This is a genomic window from Halobacteriovorax sp., from assembly GCF_048381875.1.
Taxonomy (GTDB): domain Bacteria; phylum Bdellovibrionota; class Bacteriovoracia; order Bacteriovoracales; family Bacteriovoracaceae; genus Halobacteriovorax_A; species Halobacteriovorax_A vibrionivorans.
Window position 1 is genome coordinate 113,944 of record NZ_JBLXBP010000003.1, and the last position, 18,312, is coordinate 132,255.

Sequence of the window (18,312 nt, forward strand, 5' to 3'; positions counted from 1 at the left end):
AAATGAAGATTGCATTAATAACAATGATTGAAAGTAATGAGAAATGCACTAACGATGACATGGGGATCGATTTTGAGTTTCAACGTCATTATGAAGATGAAGCAATCTTATGTTTTCAAAGTTGGCGTAAGAATGCTGGTGATTTAAAAGACATTCCAATCTATACATATTGCCCAACTCAAAATGTGATTAGTGGTGAAACAAAGAAGAAGCTTGAGGAATTAAATGTAACATATATCGAAAAGTATCATGAAGTTACACAGAGCTTCTCCTCGGGGTTTGTGAATGTTCCCTTTTGTGGGATGATTTTAGAAGATGAACTAGAAGAAGATATATTCATTCATATTGATCTTGATATGAATTTAATTAAGCCGATACGTCCTGATCTCATTCGTGAGGTCTATGAAAAAGGTCATGTGCTTGTAGGAAAGTATGATGATGTGTCAAAGTTAGATCAACGCTTTTTGGGAGATGATTGGGATAATCCATTAGACACTGGATTTATTATATCTCGTCGTGACTCAGGTTTTTATAAGTACTTCTATGAGGAACTTATGAAACTTCATGAAACAAATGGTGATGAACGTTGGAAAAAGTATTGTCAAAATGTACGTGAGTACTTCCTCGAAGAATACGTTATTGATCGTGCATATAATGAGAAGGCTTTTCCCATTGAAACTATTGAGTATTATCAAGTTGGAGAAGGTTATGCTTCTGTAGATACTTTTCCTGAGGATAAATTAGGTGATATTTATTTCTGGCATGAACATTTATATCCAAGCTCAAAATATGACAAAGTTAGAGAAAAGATCGCTTATTTTAAACGAATGAAAGGACACAGTTAATATGGATGTTGAAAAGATCTTAAGAGATAAGAAAATACAATTTCTCTATGAGGCCAAGGATAAAATATTTGAAGACTTTGGTATCGATGTCCCTTTAGGTTCAGGTTTTGGAAAGAGTAAGATTTTCTACTATATTCGTGTTGGAAATAAAAAATACCTTTATAAACCCGCATTGAAATATCTTGTTACTGAATCGCCAGATATTGATCGTAAGCTAGACTTTACTTTCGATGAATTGCTAAAGAAATACCGAAAGGTTATGAATAAACAAACGATCTTGCCAACTTTGTTAGAAGAATCAGAACACTTCTTAGTTTTCGAGTATTACTCCGAAGAAGATGGCTGGTTTAAAATGGATGATTTGAAAGAAAGTGATGGAAAGCGAATTGTCTCACTTACAAAAGAATTATGGGGTAATGATAGGAAGGTTCTCTTTCCTTTTTATAATCAGCTCTATTCAAAGATTTATAAAAATGTATATAGCGGTGATATCAAGATAGTTGATTTAAAGTATGTTGAAATTCAAAAGCGTAGACCGGTCTTTGTTTATATTTGCGATTATAATTTAAATAACTTGTATTATTTAGAGAAAAGTAGAAACCCCTTGTTTAATGTGAAAAATATATTGGCCAGGGAGTATCCAATTAGTGAGGCCCAGGAGATTTACTTATATAAATGAAAATACCATTTTTTCGGCCATATATCGGAGACCAATTAGGAGATCAAGTCAGAGAGGTTCTTCTTTCGGGAAATTGGACTGGCGGTCCTAAAGTCGTAGCAGTTGAAGATTTATTAATAAGAACATTAGACCTTCCTAATTGTGTTTGCACAAATAGTGGAACTTCTGCACTAGAGATCATTCTTGATGTTCTCTTCGCTAAAAAAGGTGCAAAAATAGTTGTACCTGTAAACACATTTACCACAACCGCTGAAGTACCAAAAAGACTTGGCCATAACGTGATTTTTTGTGATGTTGATGCAGTGACAGGAATGATAGACATTAATCATCTCTCACAAATTTTATCTGAGTTAGAAGTAGACGCGGTGATACCTGTTTCTATTGCTGGTTTTCTTTATGATAGAAAGTCACTTATAGAATTAAAGAAGAAATATAATTTTAAAATTATCGAAGATTTTGCACAACTTAGTTATCCTTCGTGTTTCGATTCCAATGTCGATGCTACTTTTTTTAGCTTCTACCCTAATAAAATATTTTCAACACCGGATGGTGGTGCGGCAATTTTTAATGATTCTTCTTATGTTGATAAAGCAAAAAAATATCGCCTACATGGAATCGCAAAAGATAAATCTGGTTCATATGATATTGAGTATCTAGGCCGTAAATCAAATATGACAGATATTGTTGCCGTTATTCTGAATGACCAGGTAAAAGTTTTTGAATATAAGAGAGAGAAAAGACGACAGATATATGAGCAATATCTAGACCAGCTAGATGAAGAATATATACAAGTAAGAGAGCTAGAAGATAAGGTCGTACCTTCTCTATTTACAATTAATGTTAAAAGGAGAGATGATTTACGAAAGTTTTTATCTGATCATGGTGTTCAGACTTCAATTCATTTTAAACCTTTACATCTCCATCGTTACTGGGCCGATGGCAATTCGTATAAAGGTGCTCGATCATATTGTGATACAACATTGAGCTTACCATTTTATGAAAGTTTGAAAGATGATGAAATTATATATGTGTCAGTTCTAATTAATCGTTTTTATTCGTGCTAATCATTCTCTCTATATAGAATGACTCCGCAAGTTCATTTCCACACCTCGATCCTTCATGCTTTGCTTGTATTTCTAGATACTCACTCGAGCGAGGATGAGGAAAGTCGTTAGACTCACTTTTATAGGCTTCGAGGGCCTTTAGTTTCAAGTCTAAATCTTCTTTGGATAAGAGTGAATAATAGTTTTTTTCAATCTTTAACTGGTTTGGAGATTGGTATTCGACACTTGAAGGAATATCAAAGGTGAGAATATTAGGTGTTTTAGTGTTAGGTAACGGTCTAAAAAGAGTTAATGTTACCTGATTTGTTATTCTGTGGTCTATATTTAAATCATTGATAGAGTGAGTATAAACTAGATTGTAAGTCGTTTTACCAAGGATCTTTTGTGTCTCTTTAATTATTTCAAGTAGTGGGTATTTATCTAACTGGTTGTCTTCAAAATTAAGCATTTTGAATGTATCTATTTTTAAAATTTTACAAGATAACTCTAGTTCTCTTAAACGATTCTCAATAGACTTTCCTTCTTGTGAAGCAGCACTATTAGTTAAAATAATTAAGTCGACATGATCACTTGCTCTTTTGTGTTTTGCGATAGTTCCGCCACAGCCCAGTACTTCGTCATCAGCATGAGCAACGATAATAAGGATGTTGTTTTTCATGCTTTTACCTTTTTGAAATCCCAGTAGTCATCACATTCACAATATTTAAAAGGGCAAATAATTGCTGACGTTTTAAAGTTACAAGTAAGGATATGTTTCTTTATACCCTTGCAAGCATAGGAGACCATTCCATCATATTGAATAATAAAAGCATTAACATCACACTTCCATCCTTTGAGGGCATGAAAGTTGTTGGCCATGAATTTTGGCTTTGAAATATCTAATGTTTTTGCTGTTGTTGTAATAGTTGCTGTTTCTTGATTATCTAGTTTTTCGACTTCTGATTCACAAGAGGTGATGAAGGCCTCAATATCTTTTTCGTATTCTTGGTAACTAGTGTTACTACCTTCTTTACTATGTAGGCGAATTGGATTGATTGTATGTTTTGACGACTTTGAAAGTTCATAAAGGTCTTGGAAAACTTCTTTTGATCGTTTGAGATGTGATTTTTCGTTTGTTATTAGAAAAGCAGTGTCAGTTCGATAAATTGAAGTAAGTTGAGACAGTTTTTTAGTGAAGTCTTTATTTGGGTACTCTGGATGATAACTTGCTGTTATTTTTACTTTTGATGACTTTTTAATCTTATTCCAAAACTCAAATGGCTTTACAAAGTTTGTGACAATTCTAATTTCTTTAAGGTTTTCTATTCCTATAAGCTCATTAATAATTTGAATGAAGTCTGGATGAAGTGATGGCTCTCCTCCAATTAGGTTTATAATAAAATCATCTTTGATTTGCTTAAGTTTTGTTAGGACAATCTTGCCAAGAGTGGTGTAATTTGTATCGCTTTGAAAAGGTTTATAATAACAATAAGAACAGTCAAATTGGCAGTGTGATACCATCTCCCAATTTATATTGAGAAAGGCATTACCTCCAATTGATATGATCTCTTCATTATTGTATCTCACGACTTCTGATGCTCCCTTCTTATGTCTTCGATCGCTATTCTTTCATTGCCAAAGAAATGATTGATGTCGTTCTGCTTCAATATTTCTTTATATAATGGGGCTTCATAATTATAAGGAAAACAAAAACTATTAATCTTTATTCCTTCTACTTTAAACCTTTTAAGCATTAATTCTGTGTCTTGGGTTAAGTGGTCGTGTAGTTCTTTTAATTTTATGTCACCTCTTAGGTCACGATGACTATGGGAGTGACCGCCAATGAAGCAATTAGCACTTTTGTCGATCGTACGAATTTGTTCCCAATTCATGTAAGCAGAGGTGTCTCCATTGTTAAAAAAATTCTGATGTGCGATATGACATGGAATAACTTCTTTCTCCTGTCTCTCATTCTTTGGACTAACGATATTTGTGGAAATAAAGAAATACTTTTCGGTGTCAAAGCTTAAAAAGTGATCAAGATTTTTGTATTGTGAGTACAATCCATCGTCAAAAGTAATAATGTATTTTGACAAATCAATCTCTAGCATCCAGTCGGAGACTTCATGAATCATAATAATTGGTTTATTCGAATTCTTATTCATCTTTAAAGCTCAAAATGATCTCATCAATTCCAATACTAGGTGTGTAAACCTGTTTAAGCTTAGTTGTATCCGGAGATCTTTTAAATATATCTTCAGACTCATTAGAGTATTCTTCATGATAATCTTTCAACTCAATTTCTGCATTTGGTGAGATAAGTTCTTTTACTTTATATGCTAGTTCTAAAATAGATATTTTATTCTCATCATTACCAATATTAACGATTTGATTATGAAATAAGTCACTATGAACAATTGAGTCAATAGAGTTTACAAAATCATCAACATGACAAAATGCACGAGTCTGTTTACCTTGGTTATAAACATAGATTCTATTTTTTTCTTTGGCGTCTTGTATCATCTTAGGAAGAACCATTCCTTGACTTGCTGATTGGTTTTTTCCTGTAACATTAAACAATCTGATAATAGTGTGAGGAACATCATAACTTCTAATGAGAAACTCAGTCATAAGCTTATTGCAAGCATAACCCCATCTTAAAATATCAGGTGTCCCAATCGATAATTCTTGATCTTCTTTACAGTCTTCTTTATTTCCATAAACTTCTGAGGTCGAGGCAAAGATAGTTCTTGTCTTGTTCTTTGCTAGCATAGGAAGAAGTGCCATATTTACTTGGTACTCCTTAATGATTGATGCTTTTGGATCTTTATCTATGCTTTTAACTCCCACTGCAGCAGCAAAATGAAAGAAGAGGTGTGTACTGGTTAATTCGTCTTCTAGCCACTCGATGTCAGAAGTACTCATCTCGGCAAGGTCCATTTTCCTGTAGAAAAAATGATCAAAATACTCTGTTAACCTGTTTACCTTACTGTCAGTTTGTTCAATTTTATCAATGATGACGACATCGTATTTGTGAAAGAAATTCTTGGCAATTGCGCTACCTAGAAAGCCAAGTCCTCCCGTTATAATGATCTTTTTTTTATCCATATTTTCAGCCACTTGCACAATATTAAACTATTGGTAAAATTATTTAGTTAATAATAATGCATTAAAATTTAAATACACTTATAATTATAATATAATGCATATTTAAAGGTGTCTCAAATGAATTACAAAAAACGAAATAATGAGTTTGGTTTTACCCTCGTGGAAGTAATGGTTGCCGCGGGGCTCATTGGTGTTCTTTCAGTTGCTCTAGTTAACATGATTGGAAATATTAATCGTACTTCTAAAAGAGCTTCACAAGTTTTTAACATACAACAAGAAATTCAAAGAATGTCAGGAATTCTTGCTGACCAGGATTCATGTGAAAAAACATTTTCAGGTGAGTCTTTTGGTGGAACGGCCAGTGGAAGTAGCTTTAGCTTTAATCAAATTAATCGCTCTGATGGGCCAAATCCAGCAGATTTTGATGTTGTCTATCAACTTGATCAGGAACTCGGTGGAACAGACGGTATTGTACATATTGAAGAGATGACAGCGACAACAATTACAGGTCCTGGTCCAGTTTATATGCAAAATGGAGTAAATGTAACAAAGGTTGATGCAAGTATTAGAGTGCGTTTTCAAAAAGGTCGTGTTGGAGCTAACCTTGCTAATGTAAAGAAGAGCTCAGTTGGAGCGACGGATATTGCTCGTGACTTTCCTGTTAGCTTCGTTGTTAATGCCGCTACAGGTGCTGTTGTATCTTGTTATGGTTCACAAAATCAATTTTCAGATGCTGTATGTGATGCTCTAGGTGGTGAAATTGATGCAAACGGAGATTGTACACAAGTGGAGCTCAAGTCTCGTGTTGCAGGTACAGTTGGAGTTGCTCTTGATTACTCTGCTCAAGTTGGTAGTAATGATGCTAGCCAGATTTCTTTAAATAATAGTGCTAACGTCCCACTTAGAATTCATAATGGTGGAAATAGTGCTATTGTAATTGATGATGATACAATACAAGCGACAACAGGAGCTGGAACTGATCCTCAAGCAATGGTAAATCCATTGTTGAATATAAATCCATACGGACCTATTCATATCGGTGGTCGTAATACTAATCCATTTGGAGCTCATAATACATCTAATGTACCGATGAGAATTTATCGAGGTACAAATTTCATGGGATTTACTGATGACACAATTCAACCTTCGTCTAATCTTAGTGGTTTAACATTAAAGCTAGGGCCATACAGTAATGTTGAAGTTGGTGGACCAGGTTCTCAAAATATTACATCAACAGGTGTTGGTAGACCTTCGCTTAAAGTTCGAAGAGGAACTGGAACAGCCTTTCTTGGTGCAGATGAAAACGCTGTTCAAGCATTTAATGGTGTAGGGGGAGCAGCAAACTTATTTCTAAATCCTTATGGTACAGCTAACGTCTATGTTGGGCAGTCAGGTCAGACATCTCATTTACGCGTTTATGGAAATATTTATCTTGGTGATCCAGGTGCTCCAGTAACAACTCGAGTAATGACTCTCTATGATAATTCTTACTTAAACTTCACATCTGATGAACGTTTGAAGAAAGAGATTGTGGAAATCGATGATGTATTATCTAAACTTGATCATATAAGAGGTGTTGAATTTGTTTGGCGAAGCAACGAGAGAAGAGATATTGGTTATATTGCACAAGACATAGAGAAGGTTTTTCCAGAAGTTGTGGAAAGAGATGAAGAGACAGGTATGTTAAATGTTCAATACACAAAAATGCCTGCTATAAATACTGCTGCAATTAAAGAGCTTAGAGCAGAGAACCAAGAGCTTAAGTTTAGAGTTAACCTTCTTATGAAGGCCCTGTGTGAAGGTGAAGATGCATATAAATATGAAGATGTATGCGCACTACCTTTAGCGCCTTTAGAATAAAATTAAGACAAATAGATAATATAAAAGGGAGTCATGGACTCCCTTTTTTTATTTAGCTTTAATGTTTAAACGAGATTGCAATCGCAGTGATAACGAAAGAGTGTTTCAAAGCTGTCTTCACTAATTCGCTTCTTATTTCTCATGAAGAGCTTAAAAGCATCCCCGCGATTAAGAGTTTGACCGTGTTTCATATTACAGGCCAATTTGAATGAAATATGAGGGTATTTATCTAAGAAGTCATCAACCATATGGTGATTATCATTTGTAACGATGATGACATAAGTTACTTGTTCTTCGTCCATATCGGGAAATTCTATTTCCTGGTCTAGGGTTTCCACACAATGATAAAGAACTTCATCAATATATTGTAAGTATTTATCACCATATCTTTTAATGAAGAGCCCATTTGTGAAAACATCAATTGTACAATTAAGCTTCACAAGATGTTCAAAGACCTTTTCCATCGTTTTTGGATCAATTAAACCTGGCTCACCTCCACTGAGGCTAACTGTAGCACCTTCTGTTACATTATAAATCTTCTCAAGGAGCATCTCCTTGCTGATTGGATTCTTCTTATTGCGCTCATGAGTGTCTATGATGCAATACGAGCAATCCCAGTTGCAGTTAAAGGTAGTAATTATAGTGAATTCATCACGAGCTTCGGCCATAGAATTATTGTAACACGGTACAGAATCGTAAAAAAGCTTTATTTCTTCTTAAGATTTCGGTCAGTTAACTTCGTCTTGTCCACAGTGAATTTACTGCTAAAATAGTAAGCATAAAGAATGAATCAAGGATGATTTTATGGCCAAAAAGGCAAAACAAGTAAAGCTTGAGGTAAGACTATCTCAACTTAGTGATATTGACGGAATTTTTGATCTAGTTGAGCGATCTTATACTGGATTTCAAGACTCATATACAAAAGGGATGATTAGAGGACAGATTACTAATTATCCTGAAGGTAATTTTGTCGCTACCCTCAATGGAAAGATTGTGGGCTATAGTGCAAGTATTCTCATTTCAGAAAAGAAGGCCACTGCAAAGCATACTTGGGCAAGTATAACTGGCCGAGGCTATGGATCAACTCACGATGAAGAAGGAGATATTCTTTATGGATATGAAACTTGTGTTGATCCAGATATTAGAGGTCAACGAATAGGACAGCGCTTATATAATGCAAGAAAGAGACTGGTTAAGTACGAGCGCTTAAAAGGAATTGTATTTGCCGGACGTATCCCAAATCTTAAAAAGAAAATTAAACAAGTCGAAAGCGTTGAAGACTACATCAATCAAGTTAAAGATAAGAAGATACGAGATACGACCCTTGGCTTTCAATTACGTAACGGATTTGAGGTTCTTGGTGTATTAGAGAATTATCTACCAGATGATAAAGAGTCCATGGGTTATGGAGTACATTTAATTTGGAGAAATTCAGAGTATGAAGCACGGGACAGTAAGGCAGATCGTCCGATTAAACAAAACTCTGTAAGAATTGTTAGTGTCCAATATCAGCAACGTGGTATTAAAAGCTTTAAAGAATTTGAAGACCTTGTTGAATATTATGTTGATGTTACTGCTGATTATCGTGCAGACTTTGTTTTATTTCCAGAGCTTTTCACAATGCAGCTTCTTTCAATTAAGAACGAAGAAGTAACTGCAGACGTTGCTATTGAGCATATGACTGCATACACAGAAGACGTGAAATCTTTATTCCAACGTCTGGCCGTTAAGTATAATGTGAATATTATTGCAGGATCTCACCCAACTAAAGTAGGGGATAGAGTTCATAATATAAGTTATATCTGCCTTCGCGATGGACAAATTCATGAGCAAGCAAAAATACATCCAACTCCTGATGAGCAATATTGGTGGAATATTGAAGGGGGAGATGAAGTAAAAGTAATTGACACTGATTGTGGCCCTATCGGAGTTCTAATTTGTTATGATAGCGAATTCCCAGAGCTAACAAGGCATCTTGCTAACCAAGGGATTAATATTCTCTTTGTTCCATTCTTAACAGATAATCGCCAAGCCTATTGTCGAGTGAAATTCTGTTGTCAGGCACGTGCTATTGAAAATCAAATTTATGTTGCAATGGCCGGAAATGTTGGAAACCTTCCACGTGTTAACAACGTTGATATTCAATATGCCCAAAGTTGTATTCTAACACCTTGTGATTTTCCTTTCGCTCGTGATGGGATCGCTGCTGATACAACACCAAACGTAGAAATGGTTGCTATCGCAGACTTACGTATTGATACATTACTTGAGGCCCGTCAAAATGGTGCTGTTAAGAATTTAAAAGATCGAAGACACGATCTCTATTCAGTTACATGGCATGGTAAATGATTTAATCATTTACCATGGCGATATATTAGATTTTTAATGATAGAGATTATGCAACCTTCATGATTTTACTTTGAATATGATTCAACTTCTTTGATTCACCTTCAAGCTTGTCTGTAATGTCAGCTACAGTTTTAATTTGAACCAGTGATTCACTACTTGATTCGTTGATATTATGTAGTGCTTCTGAAAGCTCCTTAATACCAATATCTTGCTGGTCAGCAGCAGATGAGATTTCTTTCAAAGATACTTCTTGCTCTGTTGAGTTTTTCTCAACTTCATAAAATGATGAAGTAAGTTTCTTATTTATATCCTGCCAAAATTCAAATGAATCAGTAATTTCTTGTTGAAAGCTTGTAAGCTTTTGTGCAACTGACTCTACAGAGTTATTTAACTGCTCTTTACTTGTGTTTACAATATCATTGATTTCAACAGCTGCTGCTCCTGAAGTTGAAGCGAGTTTTCCAATTTCTTCAGCTACGACAGAAAATCCTTTCCCGTGCTCTCCAGCTCTGGCCGCCTCTACTGAAGCGTTAAATGATAAGAGCTTTGTTTGAAAAACGATATCATTAATTAATGTCGTTTTCTCACTAATTGTATTTACAGATTCAACAACTGAATTAAGTTGTGTTGAAGAGGTCTCTTGCAGATCTTTCATATTTTCCACTAGAGATGTTAATGAATTAATAAATCGTTCACCTTCACCAATTGCTTGTGAACTTTCACCCATTGATGTTTTTGATTCATTCATTATCGAGATGACTCGTTCAATCTGATTTTTTGTACTCTCAACCATTTGTGAAATTTGTGTTGCTGTTGCTGAAATTTGAGTAATGGCCGAAGAGTTATTTTGCGAGTTACCAAGTAGTTGATGACAAGACTGACTTGAAACTTTTGAAGCGCTATCAATACTACTTACAAGAGGTCTAATCTCATTATTAATTTGTTCTTGAAGTTCAAGTACATTATTGAAGCGATAAGCTAGAAATGTACATGCAATTGCTTCAACAACTACAAATGCCGCATGAATTGCCACAATCCCTAAACTTGCTTCATAGTTAAAAATACTACTAGGTAGAAGAAAGTAAAAAGCAACATGGTGTACTGCTGCTGTTAATGCTGCAGCAACGATTGTTAATGGAGTTGCTAAAACACTTAAAATACCAATGGCAACAAATATATGAAAGTGCCATTCAATCATACCTTTACCAAGATGGATCATAACACCAGATAGTGCAATATAAGTGAAGCCCATTAAGATCGCAGCTACTTTTGTATTCTTTAATAGGTATTGCACACCTAATTGTCCAACACCTAATAGAATTGGGCCAAGTATCGCAATACTGTATTGTGTATCAAAGAACCAGGCCATAACCATAAAAATTGGAATATGTGCAAAGATAGCGATATTTGTATACTTTAAAACTTTATTTAAATTTGATTCGTAAACACTCACTTTCTACTCCTGATACTTCAATCCCAGTGGATCGAGTAGCTTTTGATACTTCTTGCTAACTGCACATCCTATAACTGGCATCGATGCTATTTTTCGTTTTTTATCAATATTATTTAAAAAGCTTTGAATATTAATTTTTGTAAATGGTGTAATGGATTTATCTGAGTAACCACCAACATATTGTGTTTCTAAGTTATTATCGTAAATAACGAGAAGGGGAACCCCCTTGATCATATCTGCTTTTTCATCATCAAGTTTCTTAGTTTCAATTAATTGAACCTTATAACCCTTGGCCTTTAAGTTCTTTTCAAACTCGAGCTCATTATCATCGATAATAATTGCTAATTCATTTTCTAACGGCTTTCTACTTAATAAGTGTTTATAAACTTGCTGAGAGCAACTACAGGCCGGCGTAATAAAGTGTGCTACACCATGACCTTCTTTAATTTTTGGTAAGAGATTCTTGAATTCAACTTGCTTATTTTTTTCTGGGCCAAGGTCTGCATAATGCCACGAATGCAGTATTGTGATCACAGCCGATACTGCAATTACCCAAGAAGCAATGAGAAATACGTGGAATTTCTTCATGCTTACTTTTTCGGAGTATTTGTTTATAAACTTAATTAATTCAGTGCCTTATATTTAGTTTTTAGATTTTATCTGTATTTTTAGATACTTGGCTTATCTTTTTTCATCAATTATTATTTATCTTTTTCAGCAATTTTACTCATGCCATATTCAGTTATGGCCGTAATTGATAATGATGGATTCACTCCTGGATTTGCAGAGATCATTGAGCCATCAAAGACATACATATTCTCATAATTGAAAACTTTATTGTCCTTATCAATGACTCCTTCCTTTTCGCTTTCTCCCATACAGGCTCCACCTAAAATATGAGCGGTTGAAGGAATACCTGTTAATGTTTCAGTAAACATCACCATTGGTTTTCCATCAATGATCTTACAATACTTCTTGGCCATTTCATGTGCAGTCTTAATAAAGGCGGTAGGAGCTTCTCCTTCTGAAAGAAGTGTTTTTAATCCAAAAAATCCTTTTCGAAATTTTAAAGTACTATCTAAGTGCTGCATAAAAAGGTGAATATTAGTCTGCTTTGCAAAGTCTTTTACTGTTAAGATGCGAAGCCACTTAATAGGATTCTTTAGAGGCTCGATAATGAGCTTTAACATTCTTAAAATGAAGTTTGGCTCAGAGATCATTGGAACCATTAAGACACGCCAGAAGCCAGAACCTTTTCCATAGCGTGTCGGTTCAAGGTGAGAGTGCTCGTCGATATCTATTATCGAACCAATAGCAACTCCTTTAGTCATATCGATATTTCGCTTATAAGTTGTATTTAAGATAAGTGCTTCATTATTTGTTCTAATGGTATCTCCAAGTGCAGGAGATAATTTAGGAAGAGACTTCTTTTTCAAATCAAGTAGTAAGTTAATTGTCCCAAGAACACCAGCACTGAATATAACTCCCTTACTTTTAAAAGTCCTTGTTTTACCAAAGTACTTTGTTGATTCCTTAACCGTTATAGAATAACCAGTACGGCCCGATTCACCATCTAAAGGTGTGACATCAATAACTTTATTCTCAGCAAGAATATCTACCCCAAGCTTACGTGCAAGATAGAGATAATTCTTATCTAAAGTATTCTTGGCATTGTATCGACAACCAGTCATACAAGCACCACAGGCTATACATCCGGAGCGAGTTGGTCCTTTACCATCAAAGTAAGGATCATCAACTTCAATACCTTCCTTTCCTTTCTCGCCAAAATAGACAGATACCTTTGTTGCATCAAAGTGATCTTCTCTTCCAATTTCTTTTGCTAGTTGTTTTAATGTAAAGTCAGCATCACCATGATGTTTTGTTTTCTCTGCTCCAAGCATCTTCCATGCAAGATCATAATAAGGGGACAACTCTTCTTCCCAATTATTTAAATTCTTCCAAGGTCCATGCTCAAAGAATTGGGACTTCGGTTTAGGAAGTGTATTTGCATAAACAAGAGATCCACCTCCAACACCAACACCACTTAAGACCGATACATGTCTAAAGAAAGTAAGTTGCTGAATTCCAAAAAACTTCAACTGAGGTAGCCACATCCATTTAGGTAGATTCCAATTTGTCTTAGGAAATTTTGAAGTATCACCATAATCCTTTCCCTTTTCAATAACGAGAACGCTATAGCCTTTTTCTGCAAGCCTAAGTGCAGAGACAGAGCCACCAAAACCCGAGCCAATAATTATGTAATCATATGAGTCTTTAATCATATTTAAGTACCTAAGTTTATTACAATAAAGATTATTCTAGCATGCTTTTAAATGACTAAAATTACGTTCTTGTAAAAAATAAAAATATCTTGAACCCATGTTATAATATTTGAAAGAAATTTGGGGGAAATTATGAAATATACAATTTTGGCCTTGGCCTTAACTTTGGTTTCATCATCAGTTTTTTCAAAAGGTAGACCTCTACTAAGATGTCCTAAAAAAGATAATAAGGCCCTTGTTTGTCATGTACCTCCAGGAAATCCTTCAAATGCTAAGGAGATCTTTATTGCTAAAGACGCTGTTGAAGATCATCTGGCCCACGGTGACTACACTGGCTATTGTAAAGACACAAATTACGAAGCAAAGAAAGAGATGTGTGGAATTTGTGATGCGGATATTGATCCGAATTGTTAGTGTTCATAAAAAAAAGGGCGATCACTCGCCCTTCCCCGAATTAGAACTTGCTCAGTATAATCAATAGATTAAGTAAGCAAATTACTAACTCTAGTAGCAATAAAAAATCCTCCATGATTTCTCCCTATGGATGCTCGTCATTGAGCAGGAGAAAGGACTTTTTATTGAAACTTTGTTCGTGTTATAATTCTTCTATCCCTTCCCCGAGTAAGGGCTCTATTAGCAATAGAAATCAGCCCCTGTTTAACAGGGGCTTTTTTGTATGCAAAAAGTTTAAATTTTTCGATTGTTATAAGGCTTTAAAAATATTGAGCTAAGTTTTCTGCAGGTTAAGAGTTTATATGTTGATGCATAGATGGATGTGACTTAAGGAAAACTAGCGAAGCGCGGCTTTCCGGTATACAAGACTTGCGGTCGTGAACTCTCTAGTCGAAACACATCTTTTTACATGGCACATTCACAGTAAAAACATGCCATCGGGCATGTTTTTTCACGACCGTGTGACAACCCTTCGGGTGGCCCCTGTGTTCAAGAATATATCATGCTATGCGAGGGGCACTCTCTCGCTCACTTCGTGTTCGCTCGTCAGTGATGCTCGGCTTCAAATGCCATCGTGGCATTTGCCGCCTCAACAACTTGTTCCATGATCAAAATTTGAAAATCTTGAATATCGCACAAATAAAAAAAGCCCCGGCAGATGCCGAGGCTTTTTTTATGGTGGGACATACAAGACTTGAACTTGTGACCACCCGGTTATGAGCCGGGGGCTCTAACCAACTGAGCTAATGTCCCATAAGTTGGTAATTTGAAATATAAATTTAACTAAGAATTGGTAATCTGGCTACAAAATTTTGATACATGGCGGTGGTGCGATGTGTAATTGGCGATAGTAGTCAAATTTATTAAATAATGAAATGATATTCTCATGACAAATTTCAGTAAATACAGCTCTAATGGAAATGACTTTATCGTCATCGATAACCGTGATGGAAAGCAAGATGTTCACAATATAGAAAAGTGGCAAAGGCTTTGTCAGCGCAACTTTGGAATCGGTGCAGACGGAGTAGTCTTCTTAGAGAACTCTGATAAATACGACTTTCATATGCGTTATCTTAATGCTGATGGTGGGGAAGTTAGTATGTGCGGAAACGCCACACGAGCTATTACGGATTTTTACCGTCGAGTTACTGATGCCCATAATTCTGATTTCACATTTACAACTAAGAGCGGTGTTTATTCATCAGGACTTGATGGAGATGTAATTTGGGTTCATATGGCCACAATCAAAGATGAAGACCTTTATGATATTTCTGGGAAATATGAAGAGGCCATTGACTCAATGTATGTAAATACAGGTGTTGAGCATTGCGTATTTATGGTCTACGACGCTCAAGAAGTTGACGTCGAAACAATAGGAAAGCGTATTCGCTATGATAAAGACTTTCCAGAGGGAGTGAACTCAAACTTCATTCATAAAATAGATGATGGAGAGTACCGAATTCGTACTTATGAAAGAGGTGTTGAGGGTGAGACCTTTGCTTGCGGTACAGGTAATGTCGCGGCCGCTTGTATGCTCTGGGATAAAGGCCATGAACATAGTGATGAAATAGAATTTCAAACAAATGGTGGTATACTATTTGTCAAAAGAGCAGCGGAGATGATCTATCTTGGCGGTCAAACAAAGCTAATTTACACAGGTGAATTCCATGATTAAAAAACTCATTTTATGCCTTCTGTTAAGTTTAAGTGCATATGCCACAATCTTTGTAGAAGTGGTAATGACTCATGAAAAAGACTTCGAGGGACAAACCATTCTTATGAGTGAGCTTCATTTTGTTGAAAATATACAACCAGATAAAATGAGTCGATTTGTTATGAAGAGTAAAATTGATCTCTTACTTTCAGGTACATTCATTGATGATGAAACAACTTATGGCCCAGGCTCACTTGTTGAAATCGAGGGAAGAGTACTCTCTAAAACACTTTCAAAAAGTTTTAAACTTGATCTTAAGCTAGGCCACGAAGGTAGTGTTATCTTCAATGAGCCAGAACTTGGTCAAAAAACGAAAATAAAGATAAAACCAGTTGTTCACTAATGTCCGATTCAAATTTAGAAAGACTCGATAAGAAATTAGCAGACTTAGGACTTGTTTCCACAAGATCAAAAGCACAGCAAATCATTGCAAACGGAAGGGTTCGTATTGCTGGAAAGGTTATTACCAAAGCATCTTATAAAGTCTCTGATGAAGAAATCGAAATAATTGATGATGTCAAAGAAGTCGGGCGTGGCTTTCATAAATTAGCAGGGGCTTTTGAGCATTTTAATGTTGATGTAAAAGATAAAGTCGTAGCGGATGTGGGAGCAAGCACTGGCGGATTTACTCAATTTTGCCTCGGCCTTGGAGCAAGGAAAGTCTTTGCTATAGACGTTGGGCATGGACAACTTGATCCATCTCTTATTAATGATGAAAGAGTTGTTAATTTAGAGGGAACAAATATTCGTGAATTAAATGGGCTAGAAGAGAAGGTTGATCTATGTGTCGCTGATCTGTCATTTATTTCACTGAATTTAATTTGGAATAACCTTGTTGCTATCAGTAAGGATAATGCTGAAATGATTCTTCTTTTTAAACCACAATTTGAAGTGGGACGAGAAGGTATTGGTAAGAAGGGACTTGTTAAAGGACGCGAATACGTCATTCGTGCACTAGAAGAATTGAAAATACAATGTGAGGCAATAGGTCTTAAGATTAAAGGTTTTAAGCCTTGTGTGATTAAAGGACGAAAGAGTGGAAATCAGGAGTATTTCTTATACTTAGATAAAAGCTTTAGTGAGAGTCTCACATTAGAAGAGTTAATTAAAGAAGTTGGAGAATAGAATGAGAGTATGTGTATTTTGTGGATCATCAAGTGGAAAGAGTGAAGTCTATTTAGAGCAGGCAACTGAACTGGGGGAAAAGCTTGTCGGAAATTGCCACTACCTTGTTTACGGTGGAGCCTCAATTGGTGTGATGGGAAAAATCGCTGATACTATGCTTGCAAAAGATGGACACGTTATAGGTGTAATGCCTAAGTCACTTATTGATTGGGAAGTCGGACATCAAGGTTTAACCGAGTTTATTGAAGTAGAAACAATGCATACACGTAAAGAGAAGATGTATGAATTATCGGATTGCTTTGTGACTTATCCAGGAGGCTTTGGAACTCTTGATGAGCTATTTGAGATAACTACTTGGGCCCAGCTTCAATATCACAAAAAGCCAATTTATCTGGTTAATGTTAATGGTTATTTTGATCACTTAATTAAGCATATTGAGCTTTCTGTAGCAGAAGGGTTTGTTTCAAAAGAGCATTATGAATTAATTACTGTTGTGAATTCAAATGAAGAATTAATGGAGAGGATCAATTAAGATCCTCTCAGAATATTTTAGTCTTGTAGAATAATATAAATATTTGGTTCATCAACTTCGATAGTATTACTTTCGAAGCGCTCTAATTCTTTAAAGATTGTACGACGTACGTTAAAGAATCCGGCCTTTGCCTTTTCAATTTTTATATTGATAATCTTATTATCTAAATCGTATGAAGAGCGGCCCTCAAATTTAACTTTTACACCCTTAGAAATATTTCCTTTAAGGTGTCCATTAAATTTACCATTTCGAATATTAAGACTGATCCCATCGATCTCAACAGCATCACCAAGTGTTTCATACTCATTTGTTACATTATAGAAACTTCTTTCATCACTTTTAAAATAGGCCTTATCCACATTTAGTGTTAAATAGTTGAAGCAGTTTTGAAGAAGTTGTTCATATTCACTTCCTTCGCGTTCTCTTTTTTGGCATTGAACTCTTGAGTTTGTAAGTGTCGTTCTAAACCCTTCACCTGTGGCATTAATATTTGTTAGGCCCAGTGAAAGGTCAGCATTTCCATTTGTATAATTAATATTATCAAGATCAATCTTATTGGCATCTCTAATTGGAAGAGAAGATAGATCGAGCTCAAAGGCTTCATTTTCTACTCGAAACATTAGGATTCCATTATAGTTTTCAACTTCAAGTTTTGGATTTATGAAATCACCAAAGCCTTCAATTGAAACTTCTTTTGCGCTTCCGTCACCTTGAGGTGAAGTATATAGAGCATTTAATTGAGTTATTCTACCAATAGGGAAAGAGGCTTCCTCTTGGGCAAATGTTTGTGTGGTGGCGAATATGAGGCAGCAAGATGCCGTCATCATTTTTAATGATTTTGTAAACATGTCAACTCCGTTTGTCTGTGT

At 35.5% G+C, this 18,312-nt stretch carries 19 protein-coding genes and 1 tRNA gene; 10 read left to right on the forward strand and 10 right to left on the reverse strand.

Features of this window, described 5'->3' with window-relative positions; genetic code table 11:
• The first annotated feature begins 2 nt into the window (after positions 1-2).
• From ACN5L8_RS09090 to ACN5L8_RS09100, 3 genes are read left to right on the forward strand one after another with little or no spacing between them, the layout of a single operon-like run.
• Complete coding sequence (locus ACN5L8_RS09090) at positions 3-845, forward strand: hypothetical protein (protein WP_419172858.1); 843 nt, start codon at positions 3-5, stop codon at positions 843-845.
• 1 nt (position 846) lies between these two features.
• Positions 847-1,524, forward strand: coding sequence for a hypothetical protein (locus ACN5L8_RS09095; RefSeq protein WP_120405521.1), 678 nt, complete (start codon positions 847-849; stop codon positions 1,522-1,524).
• Positions 1,521-2,588, forward strand: coding sequence for a DegT/DnrJ/EryC1/StrS family aminotransferase (locus ACN5L8_RS09100; protein WP_120405520.1), 1,068 nt, complete (start codon positions 1,521-1,523; stop codon positions 2,586-2,588). The genes ACN5L8_RS09095 and ACN5L8_RS09100 overlap by 4 nt, the downstream gene beginning before the upstream one ends.
• On the opposite strand, the gene ACN5L8_RS09105 is transcribed toward ACN5L8_RS09100, so the two are convergent.
• Genes ACN5L8_RS09105 through ACN5L8_RS09120 form a run of 4 tightly spaced genes read right to left on the reverse strand, consistent with a single transcriptional unit; the run spans position 2,566 to position 5,675 of the window.
• On the reverse strand, positions 2,566-3,246 hold the full coding sequence (locus ACN5L8_RS09105; RefSeq protein WP_419172859.1) for a PIG-L deacetylase family protein: 681 nt from the start codon (positions 3,244-3,246) through the stop codon (positions 2,566-2,568). The genes ACN5L8_RS09100 and ACN5L8_RS09105 overlap by 23 nt on opposite strands.
• Entirely contained in the window at positions 3,243-4,154 is a 912-nt protein-coding gene (locus ACN5L8_RS09110; protein ID WP_419172860.1) for a radical SAM protein, read from the reverse strand. The genes ACN5L8_RS09105 and ACN5L8_RS09110 overlap by 4 nt, the downstream gene beginning before the upstream one ends.
• Positions 4,151-4,732, reverse strand: a complete 582-nt coding sequence (locus ACN5L8_RS09115; protein ID WP_120405517.1) for a polysaccharide deacetylase family protein — start codon at positions 4,730-4,732, stop codon at positions 4,151-4,153. The genes ACN5L8_RS09110 and ACN5L8_RS09115 overlap by 4 nt, the downstream gene beginning before the upstream one ends.
• Positions 4,725-5,675 carry an NAD-dependent epimerase/dehydratase family protein gene (locus ACN5L8_RS09120; RefSeq protein WP_419172861.1) on the reverse strand — a complete coding sequence of 317 codons (951 nt, stop codon included), beginning with the start codon at positions 5,673-5,675 and terminating at the stop codon, positions 4,725-4,727. Before ACN5L8_RS09120 ends, ACN5L8_RS09115 begins: the two co-directional genes overlap by 8 nt.
• Positions 5,676-5,792: 117 nt before the next feature.
• Between ACN5L8_RS09120 and ACN5L8_RS09125 the strand changes: the two genes are divergently transcribed.
• A complete protein-coding gene (locus ACN5L8_RS09125; protein ID WP_120405515.1) occupies positions 5,793-7,535 on the forward strand; it encodes a tail fiber domain-containing protein in 1,743 nt (580 codons plus the stop codon).
• 65 nt (positions 7,536-7,600) lie between these two features.
• On the opposite strand, the gene ACN5L8_RS09130 is transcribed toward ACN5L8_RS09125, so the two are convergent.
• Positions 7,601-8,203: a radical SAM protein gene (locus tag ACN5L8_RS09130; RefSeq protein WP_114705757.1), complete on the reverse strand. Its 603-nt coding sequence runs from the start codon at positions 8,201-8,203 to the stop codon at positions 7,601-7,603.
• Positions 8,204-8,339: 136 nt separating this feature from the next.
• Between ACN5L8_RS09130 and ACN5L8_RS09135 the strand changes: the two genes are divergently transcribed.
• Complete coding sequence (locus tag ACN5L8_RS09135; RefSeq protein WP_419172862.1) at positions 8,340-9,884, forward strand: GNAT family N-acetyltransferase; 1,545 nt, start codon at positions 8,340-8,342, stop codon at positions 9,882-9,884.
• A 46-nt stretch (positions 9,885-9,930) separates the two neighbouring features.
• Here the strand turns inward: ACN5L8_RS09135 and ACN5L8_RS09140 are convergent, their stop codons facing one another.
• From ACN5L8_RS09140 to ACN5L8_RS09150, 3 genes are all read right to left on the reverse strand, one after another.
• Complete coding sequence (locus tag ACN5L8_RS09140; protein WP_419172863.1) at positions 9,931-11,337, reverse strand: methyl-accepting chemotaxis protein; 1,407 nt, start codon at positions 11,335-11,337, stop codon at positions 9,931-9,933.
• Positions 11,338-11,340: 3 nt separating this feature from the next.
• On the reverse strand, positions 11,341-11,925 hold the full coding sequence (locus ACN5L8_RS09145) for a hypothetical protein (RefSeq protein WP_419172864.1): 585 nt from the start codon (positions 11,923-11,925) through the stop codon (positions 11,341-11,343).
• A 113-nt stretch (positions 11,926-12,038) separates the two neighbouring features.
• On the reverse strand, positions 12,039-13,619 hold the full coding sequence (locus tag ACN5L8_RS09150) for an FAD-dependent oxidoreductase (RefSeq protein ID WP_419172865.1): 1,581 nt from the start codon (positions 13,617-13,619) through the stop codon (positions 12,039-12,041).
• A gap of 132 nt (positions 13,620-13,751) precedes the next feature.
• Here ACN5L8_RS09150 and ACN5L8_RS09155 point away from each other — a divergent pair, with 132 nt between their 5' ends.
• The gene (locus ACN5L8_RS09155; RefSeq protein WP_419172866.1) at positions 13,752-14,033 is read left to right on the forward strand and encodes a hypothetical protein; all 282 of its coding nucleotides are present in this window, start codon (positions 13,752-13,754) and stop codon (positions 14,031-14,033) included.
• A 715-nt stretch (positions 14,034-14,748) separates the two neighbouring features.
• Here ACN5L8_RS09155 and ACN5L8_RS09160 read toward each other — a convergent pair.
• Positions 14,749-14,825 (reverse strand) — tRNA-Ile (locus ACN5L8_RS09160).
• Positions 14,826-14,958: 133 nt separating this feature from the next.
• Here ACN5L8_RS09160 and dapF point away from each other — a divergent pair.
• Genes dapF through ACN5L8_RS09180 form a run of 4 tightly spaced genes read left to right on the forward strand, consistent with a single transcriptional unit; the run spans position 14,959 to position 17,443 of the window.
• Positions 14,959-15,747, forward strand: a complete 789-nt coding sequence (gene dapF, locus ACN5L8_RS09165) for a diaminopimelate epimerase (protein ID WP_120405508.1) — start codon at positions 14,959-14,961, stop codon at positions 15,745-15,747.
• Positions 15,740-16,129: a hypothetical protein gene (locus tag ACN5L8_RS09170; protein WP_114705749.1), complete on the forward strand. Its 390-nt coding sequence runs from the start codon at positions 15,740-15,742 to the stop codon at positions 16,127-16,129. The genes dapF and ACN5L8_RS09170 overlap by 8 nt, the downstream gene beginning before the upstream one ends.
• Entirely contained in the window at positions 16,129-16,911 is a 783-nt protein-coding gene (locus ACN5L8_RS09175; RefSeq protein ID WP_419172867.1) for a TlyA family RNA methyltransferase, read from the forward strand. Before ACN5L8_RS09170 ends, ACN5L8_RS09175 begins: the two co-directional genes overlap by 1 nt.
• 1 nt (position 16,912) lies before the next feature.
• Positions 16,913-17,443: a TIGR00730 family Rossman fold protein gene (locus ACN5L8_RS09180; protein WP_419172868.1), complete on the forward strand. Its 531-nt coding sequence runs from the start codon at positions 16,913-16,915 to the stop codon at positions 17,441-17,443.
• 17 nt (positions 17,444-17,460) lie between these two features.
• Here ACN5L8_RS09180 and ACN5L8_RS09185 read toward each other — a convergent pair whose 3' ends face one another.
• Positions 17,461-18,291, reverse strand: coding sequence for a hypothetical protein (locus ACN5L8_RS09185; protein WP_412473833.1), 831 nt, complete (start codon positions 18,289-18,291; stop codon positions 17,461-17,463).
• Positions 18,292-18,312: the final 21 nt, after the last annotated feature.

Bases quoted from the DNA above. Each gene is read 5' to 3' on its own strand.
- ACN5L8_RS09090 (WP_419172858.1), top strand. From the start codon at position 3: ATGAAGATTGCATTAATAACAATGATTGAAAGTAATGAGAAATGCACT.
- ACN5L8_RS09095 (WP_120405521.1), top strand. From the start codon at position 847: ATGGATGTTGAAAAGATCTTAAGAGATAAGAAAATACAATTTCTCTAT.
- ACN5L8_RS09100 (WP_120405520.1), top strand. From the start codon at position 1,521: ATGAAAATACCATTTTTTCGGCCATATATCGGAGACCAATTAGGAGAT.
- ACN5L8_RS09105 (WP_419172859.1), bottom strand. From the start codon at position 3,246: ATGAAAAACAACATCCTTATTATCGTTGCTCATGCTGATGACGAAGTA.
- ACN5L8_RS09115 (WP_120405517.1), bottom strand. From the start codon at position 4,732: ATGAATAAGAATTCGAATAAACCAATTATTATGATTCATGAAGTCTCC.
- ACN5L8_RS09120 (WP_419172861.1), bottom strand. From the start codon at position 5,675: ATGGATAAAAAAAAGATCATTATAACGGGAGGACTTGGCTTTCTAGGT.
- ACN5L8_RS09125 (WP_120405515.1), top strand. From the start codon at position 5,793: ATGAATTACAAAAAACGAAATAATGAGTTTGGTTTTACCCTCGTGGAA.
- ACN5L8_RS09130 (WP_114705757.1), bottom strand. From the start codon at position 8,203: ATGGCCGAAGCTCGTGATGAATTCACTATAATTACTACCTTTAACTGC.
- ACN5L8_RS09135 (WP_419172862.1), top strand. From the start codon at position 8,340: ATGGCCAAAAAGGCAAAACAAGTAAAGCTTGAGGTAAGACTATCTCAA.
- ACN5L8_RS09145 (WP_419172864.1), bottom strand. From the start codon at position 11,925: ATGAAGAAATTCCACGTATTTCTCATTGCTTCTTGGGTAATTGCAGTA.
- ACN5L8_RS09150 (WP_419172865.1), bottom strand. From the start codon at position 13,619: ATGATTAAAGACTCATATGATTACATAATTATTGGCTCGGGTTTTGGT.
- ACN5L8_RS09155 (WP_419172866.1), top strand. From the start codon at position 13,752: ATGAAATATACAATTTTGGCCTTGGCCTTAACTTTGGTTTCATCATCA.
- dapF (WP_120405508.1), top strand. From the start codon at position 14,959: ATGACAAATTTCAGTAAATACAGCTCTAATGGAAATGACTTTATCGTC.
- ACN5L8_RS09170 (WP_114705749.1), top strand. From the start codon at position 15,740: ATGATTAAAAAACTCATTTTATGCCTTCTGTTAAGTTTAAGTGCATAT.
- ACN5L8_RS09175 (WP_419172867.1), top strand. From the start codon at position 16,129: ATGTCCGATTCAAATTTAGAAAGACTCGATAAGAAATTAGCAGACTTA.
- ACN5L8_RS09180 (WP_419172868.1), top strand. From the start codon at position 16,913: ATGAGAGTATGTGTATTTTGTGGATCATCAAGTGGAAAGAGTGAAGTC.
- ACN5L8_RS09185 (WP_412473833.1), bottom strand. From the start codon at position 18,291: ATGTTTACAAAATCATTAAAAATGATGACGGCATCTTGCTGCCTCATA.